We start from the raw sequence: 19485 nt of genomic DNA, 5'->3' as shown, positions 1-19485 counted from the left end.
GGGTCAGTCTGCCAGCAGGGCGGAGAGCGCCGCCTGAAAGGGTTTGAGCCGGTCAAAGTCGCTGGTCAAGTGCGCCAGAACGTCGGTCAGACCGGCGTCATGGTCGAACCAGAGCGAGAGGGATTTCCGGCAGGCCAGATCCGCGAGCGGGTCGCCGGGTGAGATCGGCGGTGCGGGGCGCTTGAGCTCGGGCTCGGACAGGCGCGCGCCCTGGGCGGTCAGCGCGTCTATCTCGGCTTGCAGCGCCGGGCCGAGGGCGGGCAGGCGGTCGCGATAGCGGGCGAGGGCGGCCGCGTCGAACCCCATCCGTCCGCCGCCCGAAGTGACATAGTTGGACGAGAGACCAAAGAAGTATTGCGCGCCATCGGGCGCGGTCCACAACAGGTGCAGGTGGGTGTTGTAGGGCGTCTTGTCCTTGGAAAATCGCACATCTCGCTGCGGGCGAAAGAGCTTGGTCGCGGTGCCGGGGCCCAGATGCGCGGCGATCTGGTCCAGCAGGATCAGCGCGGGGGTCTTCAGCCCGGCGTCGTAGCGCGCCTTGTGCAGGGTGAACCAGTCGCGGCTGTTGTTGGCGGCGAGCTCGGTCAGAAAGGCGCGCGCTTCGGGGATCAGTCGGGCAAGGGGATCGGTCATATTGGCCTCCGTCTGGGGGCGAGCCTAGCACGGGGGAGGTCAACGGGAAGGGGAAAGATCGCGCTTGCCCTTGCCGCGGGTGCCGCCTAAGCCTGATCGGATGACCCAGATGATGACATATGGCGGCCATGCTCGCGCGATTGCCGTTCTGGGCCTGCCGTTGATCGGCGGGCACCTGGCGCAATTTGCCATTGGCCTGACCGACACGGTCATGCTGGGCTGGTACGGGGTCGAGGCGCTGGCGGCGGTGACGCTGGGCCACAGCTATTTCTTCGTGCTGTTCCTGATGGGGGCGGGCTTTGGCTGGGCGGTGATGCCGATGGTGGCGGCGGCGGCGGCCGAGCGGGACGAGACCAGCATCCGCCGGGCGACGCGGATGGGGCTTTGGGCCTCGCTTATCTTTGCCACGCTGGCGATGCCTCTGCTGATCTGGTCGCAGCCGATCCTGCTGGCGCTGGGGCAGGAGACCGCGATCGCCGCCATGGCGGCGGAATACTTGCAGGTCGCGGGTTGGGGCATGATCCCGGCGCTGATGGTGATGGTGCTGAAATCCTACCTCGCGGCGCTGGAGCGGACGCAGGTCGTGTTCTGGATCACGGTCCTGGCGGTCCTTGTCAATGCGGGGGCGAATTATGCGCTGATCTTCGGCAACTGGGGCGCGCCGGAACTGGGGATCACCGGGGCGGCGATTGCCTCGATCTGCACCCAGATGGTGTCGCTGGTGGCGGTGGTGGCCTATGCGCTGTGGGTGCTGCCGCAACATACGCTGTTCCGGCGGTTTTGGCGGCCGGATACCGAGATGTTCCGCCGGGTGGTGCGCCTGGGTGTGCCGATTGCGCTCACGAACCTGGCCGAGGTTAGCCTGTTTTCCGCTTCCGCCGTGATGATGGGCTGGCTTGGCGCGGTGCCGCTGGCCGCGCATGGAATCGCGATCCAGCTGGCCGCGGCCACGTTCATGGTGCATCTGGGCCTGTCTAACGCGGCGACGATCCGGGCGGGCAATGCCTATGGCCGACGTGACAGGGAGCATATGGCGCGGGGCGGCAAGGTGGTGATCGCGATGTCGCTGATGATGTCGCTGGTCACGATCACGCTGTTTCTGACCTGTGCCGAACCGCTGATCTCGCTCTTCATGGAGCCGGACGATCCGAACCGGCCCCAGATCCTGGCCATCGGGACGGGACTTTTGGCGATGGCGGCGCTGTTCCAGCTTGTCGATGGTGCGCAGGTAATGGCGCTGGGCCTGTTGCGCGGGGTGCAGGACACCACCGTGCCGATGGTGATGGCGGCGGTCAGCTATTGGGTCGTGGGCATACCGGCCTCTTACGGCCTGGGGTTTCTCCTGGGATGGGAGGGCATCGGTGTCTGGGCCGGGTTGGTGCTGGGGTTGTTTTTTGCCGGGATTCTGCTGATGGCGCGGTTCTGGGGCCGGTCGATCAAGGCGGTGGCCTAGGTTCGGGCACCCATTTTCTTGGAAAGAAAATGGTCCAGAAAATTCAAAATTTTCTGGTACAGAATTTTTTCAAAATTCTGGTTGCGCTACCGGCCCAGCCGTTCCAGCAGGCGGCAATAGGCGGTCTGGCCGCGGCGGAAATTCTCCAGGCGGAAGAACTCGTTGGGGGCGTGCAGATTCTCATCGGCGATGGAAAAGCCGAACATGACCCCGTGCACGCCAAGCGCGCGCAGGAACAGCGTCATGATCGGGATCGAGCCGCCGACGCGGGTGACATAGGGATCGGCGCCATAGACCTCGCGCAGCACCTCGCCCGCCGCCTGGGTGGCATTATGGCCGCGGGGCACGAGAAAGGGGTCGGCATCGCCCGCCAGATGCTCGATGCGGGCCGTCACACCGGGCGGTGTGTGGGCCGCGACATGAGCGGCGATCAGCTCGGCGATGCGCTCTGGGCGCTGGTTGGCGACCAGACGGCAGGTGATCTTGGCGCTGGCGCGGGCGGGCAGGACCGTCTTGCTGCCAGCGCCCTGGTAGCCGCCGGTCAGCCCGTTCAGCTCCAGCGTGGGCCGGGCCCAGAGCCGTTCGCGCACGGTGTAGCCTTCCTCGCCAAACGCCTCTGTCACGCCCAGTTCGGCGCAATACTCTGCCTCGTCAAAGGGGACGCGGGCGATGTCCTCTTTGTCTTCCACCGTCAGCTCGACCACATCGTCATAGAAGCCGTCGATGGTGATCCGGCCGGTCTGTGCGTCCTTCATCGAGGCGAGGATCTGGCTGAGCGCCATCAGCGGGTTGTTGATGCCGCCGCCGTGCAGGCCGGAATGCTGATCCGCCTGCGCGCCCTCGACGATCAGCTCGACGCCGACCAGCCCCTTGAGCCCCATCACCAGCTGCGCCTCGTCCGCTGTCCATTGCAGGCCGTCGGCGGAAAAGATCATGTCGCAGGAGAGCCGTCGCGCCTGGGCGGCGATGAAGGGCGGCATGTCGGGCGAGCCGATTTCCTCCTGCCCTTCGAACAGGAACTTGACGTTGACGGGCAGGCGGCCGGTGGTGGCGAGCAGCGCCTCGGTGGCGAGGATGGGGATGAACATGCCGCCCTTGTCGTCCGAGGCGCCGCGTCCCCAGACGCGGCCGTCGCGGATCTCGGGCTGGAAGGGCGGGCTCAGCCAGAGGTCGAAGGGCTCGGCAGGCTGCACGTCGAAATGGCCGTAGATCAGCACCGTGGGCTTGTCCGCCCCGGCATGCAGCCAGTCGCCGTAAACCGCCGGGTGGCCAGTGGTGGGCAGAACCGCGGTGTTCTCGATCCCCGCCTTGTCCAGGCGCGCGGCGACCCATTGGGCGGCGCGCTCGACATCCGGCATATGGTCGGGCTTGGCCGAGACCGAGGGGATGGCGACGAAATCCAGAAGCTCCTGCTCGAAGCGGGTTTGGTTTGTGTCGAGATAGTCCTGCCAGCCCATGTCCTGTCTCCTCCAACAAGCCTTGTGGGGACAGTACGGCAATCGTGGGGGCTGGCAAGGGCCGGGCTTAGCCCTTGGTCAGGCGGTCGGCCTTCTTGCGCACCAGGACGGAGCGCAGATCGTGCATGGCCAGAAGCAGCGAGTCGGTGACCTCTTCCAGTTGCGCGTCGCTGGCCTTGGACTGAACCCAGTGGGTCGTCAGGTTGAGGTAGTCCACCGCCCGCAGGATATCGTCGATGTCGCGGCGGGCCAGCAGCTCGGTCCGTTCAGTCATCCAGCGCTTGATGGCCTTCATGTCCTCGGGCGTGAGGTCGCGGCCGCCATGGGGTTTCACCTCGCCATTCTTGATGTTGACCATGGCGATCTGGTCCATTTCAATCCGGCGCTGGCGGTTCTCGGTGTCCACGCGAAAGACAAAGGCGCCATTCTCGCGGATCCGGAAGTAATAGTCTGGCAGCTCGGCGCCCATGCGCGGCCTCTCCTTCGTTTACCGTTCAGACCAACGACGCGCAGAAGCGCTGGATGCGGGTGCAGGCCTCGGTCAGGGCCGCGTCCGAGGCAGCGTAGCTGACCCGGAAGTTCGGCGAAAGCCCGAAGGCGGCGCCAAAGACGACGGCCACGTCGGCCTCTTCCAGCAGGGCGGTGCAGAAGGTTTCATCACTGTCGATCAGGGTGCCGGCGGGGGTCGTCTTGCCAATCAGCCCGGCGATCGAGGGATAGACATAGAAGGCGCCCTCGGGCGTCGGGCAGTCGATGCCGTCGACCGCGTTCAGCATCGAGATCACCAGGTCGCGGCGGCGTTTGAACAGCTCGGCGTTCGGGGCCAGGAATTCTTGCGTGCCATTGAGCGCCTCGACCGCCGCCCATTGGCTGATGGTGCAGGGATTCGAGGTAGACTGCGACTGGACTTTGCGCATGGCGGTGATCAGTTCCACCGGACCCGCGGCATAGCCGATGCGCCAGCCGGTCATGGCATAGGCCTTGGACACGCCATTGCAGGTGAGCGTGCGGGGGTAGAGCCCCGGTTCGACCTGCGCGGGGGTGCAGAATTCGAACCCGTCGTAGGCCAGATGTTCGTACATGTCGTCGGTCATCACCCAGACATGCGGGTGCCGCATCAATACGTCGGTCAGGGCCTTGAGCTCGGCCCGGCTGTAGCCCGCGCCGGTGGGGTTCGAGGGCGAGTTGAAGATGAACCATTTGGTGTTGGGCGTGATCGCCGATTCCAGCTGTTCGGCGGTCAGCTTGAACCGCGTGTCGAGCGAGGTTTCGACCACCACGGGCGTGCCACCCGCCAGCAGCACCATGTCGGGGTAGCTGACCCAGTAGGGCGCGGGGATGATCACCTCGTCTCCCGGATTGAGCGTCGCCATGAAGGCGTTGTAGAGCGTCTGTTTACCGCCCGTGCCGACCGAGACCTGCGCGGGCGTGTATTCCAGCCCGTGGTCACGTTTCATCTTGGCGCAGACCGCCTGTTTCAGCTCGATGATGCCGTCGGGGGCGGTGTATTTGGTCTTGCCTGCGGCGATGGCGGCGACGGCGGCGTCCTTGATGTTCTGCGGGGTGTCGAAATCGGGCTCGCCCGCGCTGAGGCCGATGATGTCGCGGCCTGCGGCCTTGAGCTCGGCCGCCTTGGCGGTCATCGCGACGGTGGGCGAGGGTTTGACGCGGGACAATGTCGCAGACAGGAAACTCATGGGCGGCCTCGGTTTGAATGTTGGGCGCGACTGTCATAGGGTGCGCCCGAGCGGCGATCAAGCCGTATGCAGACCCGGAAGGACCAGGACGATGAGCGACATGACCGACTATTACGGACAGGACTCGGCAACCTTTGGCGACCGCCTGGCGGCAGCGCGCGAAGCGGCGGACATGACACAGGCGCAACTGGCCCGCAGGCTGGGGGTGAAAAAGTCGACTATCGCGAGCTGGGAAGAGGATTTGTCCGAACCGCGCGCCAACCGCTTGCAAATGGTGGCGGGAATGCTGAACGTGTCGATCATGTGGCTGATCACTGGCGAAGGCCAGGGGACGGAGATGACCGACGGGGAAGACGACAGCAACCGCGATATGGCGACGTGGCTGTCGGAGCTGCGCGAGCTGCGCACGCAGTTGCAGGCCTCGGCCGGGCGGGTGGCCAAGCTGGAAAAGGCGGTGCGCCGGAGGATGGAGGTTGACGCGTGAACGAAACCCGGGAAAACCGCATCAAGCGGATGCAGATGCGGTCGATGCGACGCGGGATCAAGGAAATGGACCTGATCCTGTCGGCCTATGCCGAACGTAATCTGGCCGGTATGGATGTCGCGGCGCTGGATCTCTATGACGCGCTGCTGCACGAAAACGACCAGGACCTGTACCAATGGGTCACCGGGCAGGTCCCGGCGCCTGAGCGGTTTGGCGATCTGATCCAGGATATCTCGCAAACGTTTCAAAAATAACACAGATTCCGACTTAACTGAATCTTTGGCTTTTCTGCCCAGAGTGTCTTGCAGGCATGGGCGAGTCGGAGAGACGGATGAGTATGGAAATGCAGGTTGCGACGGCCGGCGGCAAAAGCTTTATGTCGGGCTATCTGGAGGCACTGTCGCTGGTCGAGCGTCTGCACCGGTTGCTGCTGGACGTGATCAAGGATGAGTTCGAGCGGGTCGGCGTGCTGGAGATCAACGCCGTGCAGGCGCTGTTGTTGTTCAATATCGGCGACAACGAGGTGACGGCGGGCGAGTTGAAGAGCCGCGGCTACTATCAGGGCAGCAACGTGAGCTATAACCTGAAGAAGCTGGTCGACATGGGCTATATGCATCATCAGCGCTGCGAGATCGACAGGCGCTCGGTGCGGGTGCGGCTGACCCAGAAGGGGCGCGACATCAGGGATGTGGTCACCGATCTGTTCCAGCGCCATGCCGAGGGGTTGCAGGGGCGCGGCGTGCTGGGGCCCGAAGGGGTGATGGAGATCACCAGCGCGTTGAAGCGGGTTGAACGCTATTGGACCGACCAGATCCGCTACATCTATTGAGCGGCTATACCGAAGGGGCGAGCTGGCCGGGGCAGGCGTGGCAGGTGCCGCCCCGGTAAGGGGCGTTTGTTGTACCAGGTGCCGCCGGGGACGGGGCGCGGTTGCGCGGGCTCAGGGCAGGGCGGACAGGACCAGCCCTTCGAGTTCGCGCAGCAGTTTGCGTTCCATCGCGCGCTGATAGTCGTCGTATCCCAGGGCAACCTCGACAAAGGCATCGGGTCCGGTCAGCACCCAGGCGCGGTAATAGGCGGACAATTCACCGATCTGCACCTGGCGGCGGTCGGTTGCGGTGGTGCTGTCGGCCCCGATCACCAGACCATTGATGGTGATCCCCCTGTGTGACAGGGCCGCGCGCATGTCGCGGGGGTGCGGACCCATGTTGTGTTTGCCATCGCCCGACAGATCGAGCGTACGTTTCCAGCATTCCGTCTGTTGCCCCAGCAAAGCCGCGCCATGCGCCATGGCGGGGCCGATGGCGGTGCCGGGTGGCGCGGGGGCGCGGCGGGTTTGGCTGAGCTGGGCGGCGATCGCGGCGATATCCGCGGCGGTGCGGATCTCGCGCCAGGCGAGGATCAGGCGCTGATGCCCCGGCTCGCTCCATTCAAAGACCGCGAGCCGCAGCGGCGCCGAGGGCATGGCCAGGAGCCTTTGCTGCACCTCGGGCGCCAGGAGCGCCGCCGCCAGCCCGTCGAGTTGCAGGCGGTATTCGGTGGCGTCGACCGAGCCGGATACGTCGAGCCCAAGGGCGAGGGCTTGCCGGCAGGCGGCGTGAAGCGGCGCGGCGCTGAGGTAGAGAAGAAGGGCGAACAGCCGGATCATGGGACGACCGCGCCGATCACGAGGCCTGACAGCTCGCGTTCGAGCTTGGCGGTCATGGCGCGTTCGAAATCTGCAAACCCCTGGGCCACCTCGATAAAAGCACCGGGACCGTTGCGCACATTGTCCAGGAACCAGGGAATGAGCTGGATCTCGGTCTCGTATTCCGCGCCATTGATCGGCAGGCCATTGACCGTAATTGCGGCGAAATCCGGCAGGGCATAGACATCTTGCGGACCCGGGCCTTCGTTGTTCTCGCCATCGCCCGAGATGTCGATGGTGCGAAACAGGCAGTCCGGGCCGCGCGCCATCAGCGCCGCGCCATAGAGCAGGGCCTGCCCCATGGCGGTGGGCGCCTCGGTGCCGTTGCGGGGGGCGCGGGCGAGCCGGTCTGCCACCCCGTCCAGATCTCCGGGCGCCCGGATCAGGGTCCAGTCCAGCAACAGGTGCTGCTCTGCCGGACCGCTCCATTCATAGACCGCCAACGCCACGGGCAGGGGTACGGCAAAAAAGGCGCGGCGCACCTGGGGGGCGCGGAGCGCGGCGATCAGGCCGCCGCGTTGAAGCGCGTGTTCGCGCGCGTCGACCGAGCGCGAGACATCAAGCGCCAGCGCCAGCGCGAGCCGGCAGTCGGATGCCGCCGCCGCACCCGGAAACCACGGCAGGATCGCGGCGCACAGCGCCGCCCGCCCGGCCCCGGTCACCAGTGGCCGGTGCTTTCCATGCTGGCCCAGGGTTCTGCCGGCGCCAGCGCCTCGCCGTTCTGCAACAGCTCGATCGAGATGTTGTCTGGCGAGCGGACAAAGGCCATGCGCCCGTCTCGTGGCGGCCGGTTGATAGTGACCCCGTTCTCTTGCAGCATGGCGCACGTCTCGTAGATGTTGTCGACACCATAGGCGAGGTGGCCGAAATGACGGCTGTCCGAAGGCAGCCCCTCGTCGCCATCCCAGTTGTAGGTCAGTTCCAGCGGCGTCTCGTCCTGCCCCGGCGCGGCCAGATAGACCAGGGTGAACCGGCCCTGCTCGCTTTCATAGCGGCGGATTTCGCGCAGGCCGAGCAGTTCGTAAAAGGCCATGGATTTTTCAAGATCCTTCACCCGGACCATGACATGGAGATATTTCAGCGCCATCGCGTGCCATCCTCAGATTGTTCCGGGTCGGAGCCTAGCGCAGTGAGCGGCGATGTCGAGAGCGCGATCAGAAGGCCGACTGAATGCCAAAGTTCACGCCAAACCGCTTGGCGTCATAAAGCGCGATGTTGCTGTCGGTGCGCGAGGCGGAAATCCGCATGGTCGGGTTAAAGCCGTAATAGTCTATCTCATTGAAGATAAGAGTGAAATCAGCCTCGATCTTGTCCTCTTGCCGTCCATTCCGGCTGTGCGGCGACACGTCGTAGTCGCGGTTGCGCGCCCAGAGGCCCAGTTGCGCGGTGGCGCCGAATACCGGTTTGGCAAACACCAGCTGCGCGCGCAGGCCAAGCTCGGTGAATTCGTCGGCGGCCACGCTCGAAGTGGCGACGGCGCCGGTCAGGTTGGTCCACAGGATGGTTCCGCCGCCCAGGGGCAGGGTATAGGACAGATCGGCGCGTACGGTGTCCTGGTCGCTGCGGGTCACGCCCCACTGGCGCTCCCCGGCGATCCGGGCGTTGATCTGGCGGCCTTGTTTGAGCTGATAGGTCTGGCCCAGGCTGAGCCGGGCGAAGCGTGCGTATTCGTCGCCGCCATACCAGCTCTGCCCCAGGTCGACGACGAACCGGTATTCGCCGCGGCGGTCGAAGTTCATGCCGCGCTGGCCGTAGCCCAGCGTGTACGAGGCAAAGGCGAAATCGCTGGCTTTGGCGGTGGGGGCGAGGGTCTTTGCCTCGGACGAGAGCGTATAGGCGCGCAGATCGGTGGTGAAGATCAGGTCATGGGCGCGGGTCGGGGTTTCGCGGAACCGGTAGCGCGTGGTCAGGCCAAGCGAGTATTCGACACCGGACAGCGCCAGGGCGGTGCCGCCCAGCTGGTATTCCACCGGCTGGCCATAAATCGCCTCGGACAGGCGATAGTTCAGGAAAGAGGATCTTTGCGACGAGCCATTGTTGATGTTGCTGTCCGGGGTGATGGAGAACGACAGCCGCGTCAGCCATGGGTTGCGGGCGCGGACATATTTGAAATCGCGGATCGCAATGCGGGTCATGTCGTCGTTGGGCGCATGTTCCACGGCCCGCCGCAGCCACCATTGCGCCATGGTGCGTTGCCCGGCAGAGGACAGGGCCTGTGCCATCAGCATGGAGCTGGCGAATTTCTGATCGTCGGTGGTGGACAGCGCCCAGGCCGATTTCGCGGCCGATTTCGCCTCGTCGAACCGGCCCAAGGTGCGAGCCGCGCTGGAATGGATCAGGAGCGCCTGCCGGTCGTTCGGATCGCGGTGCAGCAGGGCCCGGGAAAAGGCATAGGCCCGCTCGGGTGCGCCGACGCGCAGGGCCTGATGCGCGGTTGCGCGCAGCTGATCGGCGGTCAGCTGTTCGCTGGTCGCGGGCGACCCTGCCAGCAGCATCAAGGCCGCGGGCAGGGCGGTCAGCAATGTCCTGAGGCGGACCGGCATGATGCGCCTCAGTTGTAGACGATGAAGCCGCTGGTCTCGCGAACGGTAGACGCTATCGAATCCTTGGTAGATTCCAGCACGACCACGCCGACGATTTCGTCGACATTGGCGCCGGACACGATGGCGTAGTAATTGCCTTCCTCGAAGGTCTGTGTCTGGCCGTTCGAGTCGACATAGTAGCTTTGCAGGGTGCCGATGATTTCGCCGTTATCGTCCATGACGCCCGGGCCTACGGCAAAGGTCGCGGCCGGAATGCTGGACAGCGTGATGTTGTTTTTAGCGTTCACGCGGGCCAGCACGTCTGACGTCACTTCATTGCCGTCGATGTCATAGATGCGGCGATTGCTGATGACGCCGCGGACCGCGTCGCCGCGCGTGCCGGTGGAATCATTGAAATCGTCAAAGTCGATGGCGATCTCGATATCGCCTGTGGTGTATTCAAGGCGGGCCGCCCCGTTGTAGTCGCGCAAGCCGGAGATCTTTCCGTTGAACTCTGCCTGACCGGTGGTTGGCAAGGTCACGTTATTGTCGCGCTGGTAGATGAAACCGCCGAAGCCATAGCCGGCATAGGCGCCCGTGCGGACGATGGCGAATTGAGTATTGCCCGAGGTGGACACGCCGTAGATGGCCCGGTGGGTGAACTGGTTGATCGGGGTGCCATCGAAGCTGTCAAGGTATTGGGCGTCCGCCTCGTACACGGCGAAGGGCCCGAGGCTGCTGACGGCGGTGCCGCGGGAATAGGTGTTGTCGCCATCAAAGCCGAGATTGTCCACCGTGAAGGTGTCGTTGGCGGAATTATAGCTGATGTCGCGAGCGAAACCGTTGCCGTCATAGGTTCCGTCGGTGCTGGTCGGTTCGGACCGGAAGATGGCGACGGCAGGCGAGGGCGATGCGGTGCCGGGCGGTACCGTGCGATCGCTGTTGATTGGATTGCCGGTATCCGTACCGCCGCCGCTGCCGCTGCCTGATCCGGTATCGGTGCCGTCGTCTGTTCCGAAAACTGCATCCGATCCGCCACATGCGGACAACGCAACGAACGTTGCCAGTGCAACGAAATAGGGTCTCATCACTGCCTGCCTCTGCTCTTTGTTAGAGAGATTTTTCAGTCATAGTCTGGCTTTGGTTGTGGAAAGTCAAATGGTTCGAGTGCAGGGCTTGGGTTTGTCCCCAGAGGGTGCCCAAAAAGCCATACCTTATGTCGCGGTTTCGGTGGCTAATAATGCAAGATATAGTATTGTGGCGACTCATCTAGTGAAAGGACCCCCGATGCCGCTATCGCCTGAGCAATTGGCCGAGATCGATGCCCAGCGGGCGCAGACAGCGACGACGCGGCGAGTGGTTTCGCCGGGCATGGAAGAGCATCTCTATACCGCGCACCCGGTGCTGGACCATGGCTTTGTTCGGGTGATCGACTATATGGGCGACGATGCGGCGATCTGCCAGGCGGCGCGGGTCAGCTATGGCAAGGGCACCAAATCGGTGCAGAACGACGAGGGGCTGATCCGCTATCTGATGCGGCACTGGCATTCGACCCCGTTCGAGATGTGTGAAATCAAGCTGCATGTGAAGCTGCCGGTGTTTGTCGCGCGGCAGTGGATCCGGCACCGGACCGCGAATGTGAACGAATATTCGGCGCGCTATTCGATCCTGGACCGCGAGTTCTATATCCCGGCGCCGGAACATGTGGCGGCGCAATCTGCGGTCAACAATCAGGGGCGTGGCGACACGCTGGAAGGCGCCGAGGCGGCGCGGGTTCTGGAGATCCTCAAGGCCGACAGCGCCCGCTGCTATGATAATTACGAGGCGATGATCGGGCAGGAGGGCCAGCAGGGGCTGGCGCGCGAACTGGCGCGGATGAACCTGCCTGCGAGTATCTATACTCAGTGGTACTGGAAGGTGGACCTGCACAACCTGTTCCATTTCCTGCGGCTGCGTGCCGACGCGCATGCCCAGTACGAGATCCGGGTCTATGCCGAAACCATGTGCCGGATCGTCGCCGACTGGGTGCCGTTCGCCTACAAGGCGTTCGAGGATTACCGGCTGGGCGCGGTAAACCTGTCGGCGCAGATGGTCGACAGCCTGCGCCGGATGCTGGCGGGGGAAACGGTCACGCAGGAGAACTCGGGCCTGTCGGCGCGCGAATGGCGCGAGTTCCAGGACGTCATCGGCCGGTCGTGATAGCGGAGCGACCGGTTGACACGGTCCAGCCGGGTTTCAGGACATAAAAACAGGCCGGCGGCCGCTGGCCGCCGAACCCCTGACGTGATTCTGCCGTGGATTTACAACGGCTTGATGTCTGCGGCCATCTGACGGCCGTCGCGGCCGTCTTGCAACTCGAACGACACTTTCTGATTGTCGGCCAGACCGGTCAAACCGGACCGCTCGACAGCCGAAATGTGGACAAAAACATCCTTGCCGCCGCCGTCGGGGGCAATAAACCCATAACCTTTAGTTGCGTTAAACCATTTCACGGTGCCGGTAGGCATGTCCCGTGTCTCCTTCTGACATTCAAATCGTCCCCGAATATGCGGGGCCATGGGCGGGTGGCCGGTGGCGACCGGGCTCTTCCCCTTGTGCCGGGTCAGAGGGTGGTAAACACCGGATCCGGCCTCAAGATTGCACGGTGCCGCCAAAAATCAAGAAAAAGGGACTGTGCCCGGTTCATTTTGCACGATATTTGGGCGGAAAGGATGGAGGTTTCATGCTGATCTACGGGTTGAAGAACTGTGACACGTGCCGCAAGGCTCTGAAAGCATTGCCGAATGCGCGTCTGGTCGATGTTCGCGACGATGGGATCGGCAAGGAGGTTCTGGCACGCGCATGGGCGGAATTCGGCGCAGCGCTGCTCAACACCCGTTCGACCACATGGCGGGGGCTGGACGAGGCAGAGCGGGCGCGCGACCCGCTGGACCTGATCGCCGGGCACCCGGCGTTGATGAAGCGGCCGCTGATCGAGGCCGGGGGGGAATTTTACCTGGGTTGGACCCCTGACACCCGGCGCGCCCTTGGCGTGGACTGAATGGGGGCCTATGTGAACCCGGTATCTGAATTGGAGGTCACCCAATGCGCAATGCGGCGCTTGTCCTTGGTATCATTGCCGGTTTGATCGGTATGCTCGTCGGCTTTGTCAGCTTTGGCTATGTCGAGGCGGTGGAGTATTTCGGCGAGATCGAGGGCGTGGCCGAACAGGTGGCCAATACCGATCTGGTGCAGATGACTTCGGTCATCGCGCCGATGCTGGCGATTGCGGGCGGGGCGATGGCGCGGGCGCGGGCGCTGTGGGGCGGTGTGCTGCTGCTGATCTCGGCGGCGGGCATGTACCATGCCTTTGGCTTCAACGTGTTCACGATGTTCCCCATCGCCTTTGCCGGGGTGGCCGGTGTTCTGGCGGTGGCAGCCGGCAAGCCGGACGAGGAAAAGGCGCATTTCTGAGCAGGGAAGGGCCCGCAATGCGCGGGCCGATCCTTGCGGGTCAGGCCATGGCGGTGCTTTGGGCGCGGTTGCGCAGCAGCGCGTCGACCGACAGGGCGCCCGCGCCCCGGATCACCAGGATACCAAGGGTGAAAACCCAGAACAGGCGCTGGTCCATGATCACGCTGCCGGACTGGTTGTCGAACCAGGCGCCCAGCGTGGCCAGATCGGTGGCGCCATGGCCGTAGACATCGGTCAGCGACTGCACCACCACAAAGCCGATCATGCCGAGGGCGGCCAGCCGGGTGAACAGGCCGATCACGATCAGCGGCGGCAGGATGAACTCGGCATAGGTACCCGCCATGACCACGGCCCAGTGGTACAGGCCCAGTTGCGAAACGTCATAGCCGACCGCCTCCAGCTGTTTGGGAAAGATCTGGCTGTAGGCGCCGATCGAGGGGCTAAACAGGCCAAGGATGCCATCGCCGAGCTTGGTCAGGCCCGAGTTCCAGTAATAGATCAGCAGCACGGCGGCAAAGGTGAACCGGGCCAGCAGCGGCAAGAGCCAGGTTCCGGCGGTTTCGACAAGGCCAAAGACCTTGTCATGGATCGAGACGAGTGGGTTCATGCTCTTGTCCTTCCTCTGTGAGTGAGGTGAGGGCGCCCCCCTGGAGGAGCAGGGCCAATGTGGCGCCCAGGTCGAAATCGGGTGTCGTTTCGGCGGCGGCTTCATAGGCCGCGCCGATGGTCGCACCGGCTTGCAGGGCTTCGATCCAGTCGCCGCCGCCGGGGGGCAGCGGCTGTGGGATCGGGTCGTATTCGGGCCGGGTGATCAACACATCCTGACCGCCCGGTTGCGGCTTCGGCGCGCCGTCCTCGGTATTGAACCGCCAGATCGCATGAATCGGCCAGGGCGACCGGATCAGCCGCATGGCCGGGGCGAAGTCCAGCCGCGCGGACATCAGCGCCTCGGGGTCGATGGACAGCGCCTTTGGGTCGAGCGGGGTGCTGTCGGCGGCATGGTAGGACTGGCGTATCGCCAGTTCGAGCCGCGCCACATCGGGCAGGTAACCCAGGTGCGACAGCTGTTCCATCCCGGCGAGGAAGTCGGGAAACGCCTCGCCGTAGAACATCATCAGCGGCGTCGACGGCGGATGGCGCCGAAGGAAGAGTCCCGCGAGCCCGTCCATGTTCTGCGCGCCCAGCAGCTTGGCGATGACCGGAAAGGCCTGGTGCATCGCCTCGGTCAGCGACACAGCGACATTGTTGCGGTAGACGTTGAACCGGCGGCCTGCCGGATGCGCGTCGGCGTCGCACAGACCCTCCGGGATCGCTCGGCCCGGATCGAGCAGAGCGGCATGGAAATCATCCTGTGTCACGGTCATGCCGGTAAGCGCTCCAGCGCGGTTTGGGCGCGCGCGGCCTCGGCCCGCAGAACGGGCCAGTCGGGCACGTCGGTGTCCCACTCGATCAGGATCGGTTTCGGGCCTGATCGGTCGAGCACGAAATCGAGCAGGGACCAGACCGGGTCCACCACCTCGCGCCCGTGGCTGTCGATCAAGAGCGGGCGACCGTGGTCGTCATGATCCTCGTCATGGCCGCCCAGGTGAATTTCGCCCACGTGTTCCAGCGGATAGGCGTCGATATAGCCCTGTGGCGAGAAATCGAGATTGGTGGCCGAGACAAAGACGTTGTTGACGTCGAGGAGCAATCCGCAGCCGGTGCGCCGGGAGATTTCGCGCAGGAAATCGGGCTCGGACCAGGTGCTTTCGGCAAAGGCGAGGTAGGAGGAGGGGTTTTCCAGCAGCATCCGGCGGCCAACCACGTCCTGCACCTGGTCGATGTGATCGCAGAGGCGGATCAGGGTGGCATCGGTATAGGGCAGCGGCAGCAAGTCATTGAGAAAATGGCTGTCATGGGTGGACCAGGCCAGATGTTCCGAGAAACTGGCCGGGTTCAGCCAGCTTACGAGGTGTTTCAGCCGGGCCAGGTGATCAGGGTCGAGCGGACCCGCGCCACCGATGGACAGGCCGACGCCATGCACCGAGATCGGGAACCGCTCGGACAGATGGCGCAGCTGCGCCAGCGGGCGGCCGCCGTCGCCCATGTAGTTCTCGGCATGGATTTCCAGCCAGCCGACCGGACCGGGCGCATCGAGGATCTCGGCGAAATGCTGTGGCTTGTAGCCGACGCCGGGTACGGACGGCAGGCCGTTCGGGGCGCGAGAAGCATCCAGCATGACATCGTCCTTTCGGCAATCCCGGCGGGGTAGGAAAAGGGGCGGGCCGGTGGGCGGCCCGCCCCCTGAAGGTGTTGGGTCTTATGCGGGCAGGTCGCGGGTCAGCGCTTCGAGCGAGCCCTTGCGTGCCGAGCCATCGGCCTGTGCGGGCAGTTCGATGGTAGCACAGGTGCCAGCGTCAACCAGTGTCCAGGCGTTGCCCTGGTAATCCACGGTCGAAGTGCCGGCGCAGGTGGTGCCGGGGCCTGCGGCGCAGTCGTTCTTGCCGGCCAGCGATACGCCATAGCACTTTTCCTTGGCCTGGGCGCTGGCAGTGGTGACAGTGGCTGCGGAAAGCGCGGCAGCTACGGCGCCCGCGATGGCCAGGGTCTTCGTGGTGTTCGACATCTCGTTCATCCCTTCATGATCGTGTGATGTTTTCGTCTTGGACAAGTCAAAGGTAGTGTGGGTGGATGCGTGTTTGAATTCACGACCCCGTGTCTCACATTCCTGTCAGAATTCTTGGGCAAGTCACGCCGTAAACAAAGGGATTCTTTTGACAACCCCCCGAAATGTTACAGGCCAGCCCCCGGTGAGGAGGCTGGCCTGCACGTCTTTTGTGAGAATTGTTACAGCAGGTCGGGCGGTGTCGCGGCGCGCGCCAGCTCTTTTGTAACATCCGCGAGCGGCTGCACGCGGGTTTCCTTTTCGCCCAGGCGACGGACGCTGACGGTGCGTTCCTCGACTTCGCGCTGACCGACGGCAAGGATCACCGGCACCTTGCCCACCGAATGTTCGCGAACCTTGTAGTTGATCTTTTCGTTGCGGGTGTCGGCCTCGGCCCGGACGCCTGCGGCGCGCAGTTCGGCCACCACCTGATTCACATAGTCATCCGCCTCCGAGGTGATCGAGGCGACCACCACCTGGCGCGGGGCCAGCCAGAAGGGCAGCTTGCCCGCGTGTTCCTCGATCAGGATGCCGATGAACCGCTCGAACGAGCCCAGCGTCGCGCGGTGCAGCATGACCGGGCGATGCTTGGCCCCGTCGGCGCCGATATAGGTGGCGTCCAGCCGCTCGGGCAGCACGAAATCGACCTGGAAGGTGCCGCATTGCCAGTCGCGCCCGATGGCGTCCGTCAGCACAAATTCCAGTTTCGGCCCATAGAAGGCGCCTTCGCCCGGATTGAGTTCGGGTTCGATCCCGGCGGCGCGGGTGGCAGACAAGAGGGCGCTTTCGGCCTTGTCCCAGACCGCGTCGGACCCGGCGCGGGTGTCGGGCCGGTCCGAGAACTTGACCTTGAAGCTTTCGAAACCGAGGTCCTTGTAGATCGCGCTGAGGAAACGGATGAATTCCGCTGTTTCGGCCTCGATCTGCTCTTCGGTCGAGAAGATATGCGCATCATCCTGGGTAAACCCGCGCACCCGCATGATGCCATGCAGCGCGCCCGAGGGCTCGTAGCGGTTGCACGAGCCGAACTCGGCCATCCGGAGTGGCAGGTCGCGATAGGATTTCAGCCCGACCTTGAAGATTTCCACGTGGCAGGGGCAGTTCATCGGCTTGAGCGCATTGACCGCCTTTTCGCGGGCGTGTTCCTCGTCCACTTCGACGATGAACATGTTCTCCTGGTATTTTTCCCAATGGCCCGAGCGCTCCCACAGCTTGCGGTCGACGACCTGGGGCGTGTTCACCTCGACATAGCCGCCCTTGCGCTGCTGGCGACGCATATAGTCCTGCAACTCGGTATAGATCGTCCAGCCGTTGGGGTGCCAGAACACCTGGCCTGGGGCCTCTTCCTGCATGTGGAACAGGTCCATCTCGCGGCCCAGCTTGCGGTGGTCGCGCTTGGCGGCCTCTTCCAGCATGTGCAGGTGGGCTTTCAGCTTTTCCTTGCCGGTAAAGGCCACGCCGTAGATGCGTTGCAGCATCGGGCGATTGCTGTCGCCGCGCCAATAGGCGCCCGCGATGGACATCAGCTTGAACGCGTCGCCGGGGACCTGGCCGGTGTGTTGCAGGTGCGGGCCACGGCAGAGGTCCTGCCAGTGGCCGTGCCAGTACATACGGATCGGCTCGGTGCCGGGAATGGCCTCGATCAGCTCGACCTTGTAGGGTTCGTTATTAGCCTTGTAGAATTCGATCGCACGCGTGCGTTCCCAGACCTCGGTGGTCACGGGCTCGCGCTTGTTGATGATTTCCTTCATCTTTTTCTCGATCAGGCCGAGATCTTCGGGGGTGAAGGGTTCGGCGCGGTCGAAGTCGTAATACCAGCCGTTCTCGATGACGGGGCCGATGGTGACCTTGGTGGCGGGCCAGATCTCCTGCACAGCGCGGGCCATGATATGGGCCAGATCGTGGCGGACCAGCTCGTTGGCCTGCGCCTCGTCGGCCATGGTGTGAATGGCAATCTGCGCGTCACCCGCGATCGGCCATTGCAGGTCCCAATGCTTGCCGTCGACAGTGGCCGAGATGGCCTTTTTCGCCAGCGAGGTGGAGATGTCGGCGGCGACCTGCGCGGGCGTGACACCTGCGTCATAGGATCGTGCATTGCCATCGGGAAAGGTGAGAGAGATCTGGGCCATGGCTGGCGGCTCCTCGTCGGTTTGGCGCCCACTGAACGCCCGGTTGCGGGTTATGGTGTCCGCCCGATTTGGCAGGGGCCGCAGACGAAGTCAAGGCAGCAGACTTTCACTGAAAGTCTGTACCCAAAGTTTCGTGAAACTTTGGGTAGGCCACACGCTTAGCGCGCGGCAAAGATGGCATAGGCCATCAGCAGGGTGCATACCCATCCCGCGCTGAACAGGATCGGGCGCAGTGGCATCCGGGCATAGCCCGAGATCATGCCCGCCGCGTGCAGCACCCGGATCCAGAAGAAGGCGATCGCAGTCCAGTAGGTCAGCGTCGAGAACCCGTTCATCAGCGCCAGGATCAGCACCAGTACCGCAAAGGGCATCGCCTGTTCCAACAGGTTCAGATGTGCCCGGTGGGCGCGCTGTACCCAGGGGCGCAGATTGGAGATCTGCGCGGGCCGGGCGAAGGCCTCTTCGTGCGAGGGGTCGGTTGCGATGCCGACGACGTAGGGTATCCAGAGCGAGGCAGCGAGGATCATCAGGCAGGTGAGGATGCCCAGTTCGGTGGGAAAGCTCTCCATCATGCGGCCCCTTTCAACGCGGTTCCGGTCTCCAGATAACTCTTGAGCGAGGCGGCCAGTCGCGCCCAGCCTTCGCCGATGCCCTCTTGCCCGGCGGCAAGGTTGTAGTGCTCGATGGTCAGCTTGCAGATCTCGCCCTGCGGCTCGATCAGATAGACCATTTCAGAGGCCATGGCACCCGGTCCCATGAAAAGCGGCTCGAAACTCATCTCGATGCGCGATTTCGGGTCCAGCCGCCGGGTTACCTGTCGCAGCATGGCGCCCCCGGCTGGGGTGATGAATTCGACCGTCTCGCCGGGCGAGACGGCACCGCGCACCTCGTTGCAGAGGAAGTGATAGGCCGCCATCTGTTCGGTCTCGGTCAGCGCCGCCCAGAGCGCGTCCTGCGTGCAGCGGATGAATGTCTGCATCATGAAATCGGGCTTTCCCATTCTGTTCTCCGTTTCCAATTTGTCTTTCAGCGCGGCCAGCCCCTGTGCCTGCGGTTGCAGGAAGGGCGCCACCCAGCGGTTGATCATGTCCTGCAAGGGCAGGGGGTTGAGGTAATGGTATTTGAACCGCCCCTCGCGCCGGGTGAGGACCAGATGCGCCTCCTCCAGCAGCTTGAGGTGTTTCATGACCCCGAACCGGGTCATGTCGAACTTGCTTTCCAGCTCGCTCAGGCTTTGCCCGTCCTTCTGGCGCAACTGGTCCAGAATGGCGCGGCGGGCGGGGTCGTTGAGAGCTTTGAAGAGCGTGTCCATGGAATCAGTATATG

General features: G+C 63.9%; 24 protein-coding genes. 7 read left to right on the top strand and 17 right to left on the bottom strand.

The features are described 5' to 3' along the window. Positions 1-3: 3 nt before the first annotated feature. Entirely contained in the window at positions 4-633 is a 630-nt protein-coding gene (locus G0P99_RS21090) for a TIGR02453 family protein (RefSeq protein WP_164132455.1), read from the bottom strand. A 100-nt stretch (positions 634-733) separates the two neighbouring features. On the opposite strand from G0P99_RS21090, the gene G0P99_RS21085 reads away from it, so the two are divergent. Further along, positions 734-2086, top strand: a complete 1353-nt coding sequence (locus G0P99_RS21085; protein ID WP_203583190.1) for an MATE family efflux transporter — start codon at positions 734-736, stop codon at positions 2084-2086. Positions 2087-2172: 86 nt separating this feature from the next. Here G0P99_RS21085 and G0P99_RS21080 read toward each other — a convergent pair whose 3' ends face one another. The 3 genes from G0P99_RS21080 to G0P99_RS21070 all read right to left on the bottom strand — a co-directional run bounded on the left by G0P99_RS21080 (position 2173) and on the right by G0P99_RS21070 (position 5240). After that, positions 2173-3543 carry a dipeptidase gene (locus G0P99_RS21080; RefSeq protein WP_164132454.1) on the bottom strand — a complete coding sequence of 457 codons (1371 nt, stop codon included), beginning with the start codon at positions 3541-3543 and terminating at the stop codon, positions 2173-2175. A gap of 67 nt (positions 3544-3610) precedes the next feature. Next, positions 3611-4012, bottom strand: a complete 402-nt coding sequence (locus G0P99_RS21075; protein ID WP_164132453.1) for a hypothetical protein — start codon at positions 4010-4012, stop codon at positions 3611-3613. 25 nt (positions 4013-4037) lie between these two features. Further along, positions 4038-5240 carry a pyridoxal phosphate-dependent aminotransferase gene (locus G0P99_RS21070; RefSeq protein ID WP_164132452.1) on the bottom strand — a complete coding sequence of 401 codons (1203 nt, stop codon included), beginning with the start codon at positions 5238-5240 and terminating at the stop codon, positions 4038-4040. Between the two features lie 91 nt (positions 5241-5331). On the opposite strand from G0P99_RS21070, the gene G0P99_RS21065 reads away from it, so the two are divergent. From G0P99_RS21065 to G0P99_RS21055, 3 genes are all read left to right on the top strand, one after another. Beyond that, complete coding sequence (locus G0P99_RS21065; protein WP_164132451.1) at positions 5332-5724, top strand: helix-turn-helix transcriptional regulator; 393 nt, start codon at positions 5332-5334, stop codon at positions 5722-5724. Next, positions 5721-5978 carry a succinate dehydrogenase assembly factor 2 gene (locus tag G0P99_RS21060; RefSeq protein ID WP_164132450.1) on the top strand — a complete coding sequence of 86 codons (258 nt, stop codon included), beginning with the start codon at positions 5721-5723 and terminating at the stop codon, positions 5976-5978. Before G0P99_RS21065 ends, G0P99_RS21060 begins: the two co-directional genes overlap by 4 nt. A 77-nt stretch (positions 5979-6055) precedes the next feature. Next, the gene (locus tag G0P99_RS21055; protein WP_370462863.1) at positions 6056-6553 is read left to right on the top strand and encodes a MarR family winged helix-turn-helix transcriptional regulator; all 498 of its coding nucleotides are present in this window, start codon (positions 6056-6058) and stop codon (positions 6551-6553) included. 111 nt (positions 6554-6664) lie between these two features. On the opposite strand, the gene G0P99_RS21050 is transcribed toward G0P99_RS21055, so the two are convergent. The 5 genes from G0P99_RS21050 to G0P99_RS21030 all read right to left on the bottom strand — a co-directional run bounded on the left by G0P99_RS21050 (position 6665) and on the right by G0P99_RS21030 (position 11021). Beyond that, positions 6665-7372, bottom strand: coding sequence for a DUF1194 domain-containing protein (locus G0P99_RS21050; protein ID WP_164132449.1), 708 nt, complete (start codon positions 7370-7372; stop codon positions 6665-6667). After that, the gene (locus G0P99_RS21045; RefSeq protein ID WP_370462862.1) at positions 7369-8073 is read right to left on the bottom strand and encodes a DUF1194 domain-containing protein; all 705 of its coding nucleotides are present in this window, start codon (positions 8071-8073) and stop codon (positions 7369-7371) included. The genes G0P99_RS21050 and G0P99_RS21045 overlap by 4 nt, the downstream gene beginning before the upstream one ends. Next, positions 8070-8498, bottom strand: coding sequence for a VOC family protein (locus tag G0P99_RS21040; RefSeq protein WP_164132448.1), 429 nt, complete (start codon positions 8496-8498; stop codon positions 8070-8072). The genes G0P99_RS21045 and G0P99_RS21040 overlap by 4 nt, the downstream gene beginning before the upstream one ends. Before the next feature lie 67 nt (positions 8499-8565). Next, positions 8566-9954 (bottom strand): surface lipoprotein assembly modifier, encoded by a 1389-nt coding sequence (locus G0P99_RS21035; RefSeq protein ID WP_164132447.1) that lies wholly within the window; start codon positions 9952-9954, stop codon positions 8566-8568. An 8-nt stretch (positions 9955-9962) separates the two neighbouring features. Continuing rightward, complete coding sequence (locus tag G0P99_RS21030) at positions 9963-11021, bottom strand: hypothetical protein (protein WP_164132446.1); 1059 nt, start codon at positions 11019-11021, stop codon at positions 9963-9965. 199 nt (positions 11022-11220) lie between these two features. Between G0P99_RS21030 and thyX the strand changes: the two genes are divergently transcribed. Then, positions 11221-12132 (top strand): FAD-dependent thymidylate synthase, encoded by a 912-nt coding sequence (gene thyX / locus G0P99_RS21025; RefSeq protein WP_164132445.1) that lies wholly within the window; start codon positions 11221-11223, stop codon positions 12130-12132. Positions 12133-12233: 101 nt separating this feature from the next. Here thyX and G0P99_RS21020 read toward each other — a convergent pair whose 3' ends face one another. Beyond that, positions 12234-12440 carry a cold-shock protein gene (locus tag G0P99_RS21020; protein ID WP_164132444.1) on the bottom strand — a complete coding sequence of 69 codons (207 nt, stop codon included), beginning with the start codon at positions 12438-12440 and terminating at the stop codon, positions 12234-12236. A 215-nt stretch (positions 12441-12655) separates the two neighbouring features. Between G0P99_RS21020 and G0P99_RS21015 the strand changes: the two genes are divergently transcribed. Together G0P99_RS21015 and G0P99_RS21010 are read left to right on the top strand one after the other, a co-directional pair. Next, positions 12656-12973 carry an arsenate reductase family protein gene (locus G0P99_RS21015; RefSeq protein ID WP_164132443.1) on the top strand — a complete coding sequence of 106 codons (318 nt, stop codon included), beginning with the start codon at positions 12656-12658 and terminating at the stop codon, positions 12971-12973. A gap of 44 nt (positions 12974-13017) precedes the next feature. After that, the gene (locus G0P99_RS21010; protein WP_164132442.1) at positions 13018-13386 is read left to right on the top strand and encodes a hypothetical protein; all 369 of its coding nucleotides are present in this window, start codon (positions 13018-13020) and stop codon (positions 13384-13386) included. 40 nt (positions 13387-13426) lie between these two features. Here the strand turns inward: G0P99_RS21010 and G0P99_RS21005 are convergent, their stop codons facing one another. The 7 genes from G0P99_RS21005 to G0P99_RS20975 form a co-directional block, all read right to left on the bottom strand. Further along, positions 13427-13993 (bottom strand): DoxX family protein, encoded by a 567-nt coding sequence (locus G0P99_RS21005; RefSeq protein ID WP_164132441.1) that lies wholly within the window; start codon positions 13991-13993, stop codon positions 13427-13429. Next, positions 13968-14750 (bottom strand): DNA-binding domain-containing protein, encoded by a 783-nt coding sequence (locus tag G0P99_RS21000; RefSeq protein WP_164132440.1) that lies wholly within the window; start codon positions 14748-14750, stop codon positions 13968-13970. The genes G0P99_RS21005 and G0P99_RS21000 overlap by 26 nt, the downstream gene beginning before the upstream one ends. Further along, positions 14747-15604 carry a DUF692 family multinuclear iron-containing protein gene (locus tag G0P99_RS20995; RefSeq protein WP_164132439.1) on the bottom strand — a complete coding sequence of 286 codons (858 nt, stop codon included), beginning with the start codon at positions 15602-15604 and terminating at the stop codon, positions 14747-14749. The genes G0P99_RS21000 and G0P99_RS20995 overlap by 4 nt, the downstream gene beginning before the upstream one ends. 81 nt (positions 15605-15685) lie before the next feature. Then, a complete protein-coding gene (locus tag G0P99_RS20990) occupies positions 15686-15991 on the bottom strand; it encodes a DUF2282 domain-containing protein (RefSeq protein ID WP_164132438.1) in 306 nt (101 codons plus the stop codon). A 221-nt stretch (positions 15992-16212) separates the two neighbouring features. Further along, on the bottom strand, positions 16213-18159 hold the full coding sequence (gene thrS, locus G0P99_RS20985) for a threonine--tRNA ligase (protein ID WP_164132437.1): 1947 nt from the start codon (positions 18157-18159) through the stop codon (positions 16213-16215). 158 nt (positions 18160-18317) lie between these two features. After that, positions 18318-18728 carry an MAPEG family protein gene (locus G0P99_RS20980; protein ID WP_239059893.1) on the bottom strand — a complete coding sequence of 137 codons (411 nt, stop codon included), beginning with the start codon at positions 18726-18728 and terminating at the stop codon, positions 18318-18320. Next, positions 18728-19471 carry a metalloregulator ArsR/SmtB family transcription factor gene (locus tag G0P99_RS20975; protein ID WP_164132435.1) on the bottom strand — a complete coding sequence of 248 codons (744 nt, stop codon included), beginning with the start codon at positions 19469-19471 and terminating at the stop codon, positions 18728-18730. The genes G0P99_RS20980 and G0P99_RS20975 overlap by 1 nt, the downstream gene beginning before the upstream one ends. Positions 19472-19485 lie beyond the last annotated feature (14 nt).

Source organism: Ruegeria sp. PrR005 (genome assembly GCF_010500245.1).
GTDB lineage: Bacteria > Pseudomonadota > Alphaproteobacteria > Rhodobacterales > Rhodobacteraceae > Ruegeria_B > Ruegeria_B marisflavi.
Note: the sequence above shows the minus strand (reverse complement) of the source record. Positions and strands in the feature narration are given on the sequence as shown.